The sequence below is a fragment of the Brevundimonas vesicularis genome (assembly GCF_032067225.1).
GTDB lineage: Bacteria > Pseudomonadota > Alphaproteobacteria > Caulobacterales > Caulobacteraceae > Brevundimonas > Brevundimonas vesicularis_F.
In genome coordinates, this window is record NZ_DAMBJX010000018.1 from 1 (window position 1) to 1,811 (window position 1,811).

2 protein-coding genes are annotated in these 1,811 nt (G+C 66.7%); both read left to right on the forward strand.

The window, feature by feature from the left end:
* Positions 1-349 precede the first annotated feature (349 nt).
* The gene (locus RT123_RS06340) at positions 350-1,603 is read left to right on the forward strand and encodes a cation:proton antiporter (protein ID WP_153923263.1); all 1,254 of its coding nucleotides are present in this window, start codon (positions 350-352) and stop codon (positions 1,601-1,603) included.
* Positions 1,604-1,643: 40 nt separating this feature from the next.
* Positions 1,644-1,811: DUF2093 domain-containing protein (locus RT123_RS06345; RefSeq protein WP_313008448.1), on the forward strand; the 168-nt coding region annotated here is incomplete at its 3' end.

A 1,811-nucleotide genomic window follows, 5' to 3' on the forward strand; every position in this document is an offset into this window, starting at 1 on the left:
AGGGTCGAGGGGGATACTCGGCCGCACTCGGGACGGTCCTCGCAGGGACTGCCGACCCGTCGCAGGCTTATGGGGTTAGGCGATAAGACCGCCACCGCTCGGCGCCCCGAGCTTGCAGGCCAACCACCCGCGCGGAGCGTCATACCCTTCGTCGAAACGGTACTCAAAACTCACACTCCGGGCGAAGGCCCGGCGCTCCGTCCAGCCCTCCAGACTTCGCAGGCCGAACGCCGCGAAGACAAAGCTGTTTTCAGTCCCGCGCGACACTGCGTCATCTTGTCAAACCGCCCCTCGCGCCCCAACTGCAAAGCCTACCCAAATCACACCTTCGCTCGCGACAGGAGCCCTGATGCCGCATGCCGACAGCCTGATTCTCACCCTGGTCGGGGGCTTCGTCCTCGCCTTCGTGTTCGGCATGCTGGCGCATCGGCTGAAACTGTCGCCCCTGGTGGGCTATCTCGTCGCGGGCGTGATCGTCGGCCCCTATACGGGCGGCTTCGTCGCCGACACCGAACTGGCGCCGCAACTGGCCGAGATCGGCGTCATTCTGCTGATGTTCGGCGTCGGCCTGCATTTCTCGCCCAAGGATCTGATGCAGGTCCGCAAGGTCGCCATTCCCGGCGCCCTGGTTCAGATCGGCGTCGCCACCGTGTTGGGATGGGGGCTGGGCCGGTTCGTGCTGGGCCTGGGCGATGTCGAGGCCCTGCTGATGGGCTTTGCATTGTCCGTCGCCTCGACCGTCGTCCTGCTGCGCGCGCTTGAGGAGCGTAAACAGGTCAAGGGCGAGATCGGCCGCATCGCCGTGGGCTGGCTGATCGTCGAGGATCTGGTCATCGTCATCGCCCTGGTCATGCTGCCCATGGTGCTTGTCCCGGCCGGAACACAGACGGACTTTGCGGCCCTGGGTGCAGACGTCGGCCTGACCCTGCTCAAGGTCGTGCTGTTCGTCGTCGGCATGCTGGTCGTCGGCGGCAAGGTCATTCCCTGGCTGCTGATCCGCATCGCCCACACCAAGTCGCGCGAGCTCTTCACACTGGGCGTCCTCGCCATCGCCCTGGGCATCGCCTGGCTGGCCTATTTCCTGTTCCACTCCTTCGCGCTGGGCGCCTTCCTGGCCGGTCTGGTGATGAACGCCTCGCCCCTGGGTCACAATGCAGCCGAGCGGTCCTTGCCCCTGCGCGACGCCTTCGCCGTGCTGTTCTTCGTTTCGGTCGGCATGCTGTTCGACCCGATGATCGTGGTGCGCCAGCCCTGGGCGGTTCTGGGCGTGCTGGGCATCGTCATCGTCGGCAAGTCGGTCGCGGCCCTGGTCATCACCCAAACCTTCAAGCTGGATCGGCCGACCGGTTTCACCGTCGCGGCGTCCCTGGCCCAGATCGGCGAGTTCTCCTTCATCCTGGCCGCGCTCGGCGTGTCGCTGGGCGCCATGAGCCGCGAGACCCACGACCTGATCCTGGCCGCCGCCCTGCTGTCGATCTCGCTGAACCCCTTCGTCTTCCTGTTCACCGACCGGATGGGCGGCAAGCCGAAGCCGCCCGCCGCCGGCGCGATCCGACCCGCAGCCGCGGACGGCCCGATCACGGATGCGGTCGCGGCGCCCTGAGCCTCTTTCCGCGCCGCCCGCCGCCCGCTATCGTCCGCTCATGGACAAAATCGCCGCAGATCAGGCCGTTCTTCATTATGGCGACGGCGAGTTCGCCGTCTTGAAGCCGGGCCGCTTCGTGCGCTGCGCAGTGACGGACAAACCGATCCCGCTGGAAGTCCTCCGCTACTGGAGCCCCAGCCGTCAGCAGCCCTATTTCGGCCCGGCC

What these genes read in the sequence shown, in the direction of transcription:
- RT123_RS06340 (WP_153923263.1), top strand. Translation starts at nt 350, where the DNA reads ATGCCGCATGCCGACAGCCTGATTCTCACCCTGGTCGGGGGCTTCGTC.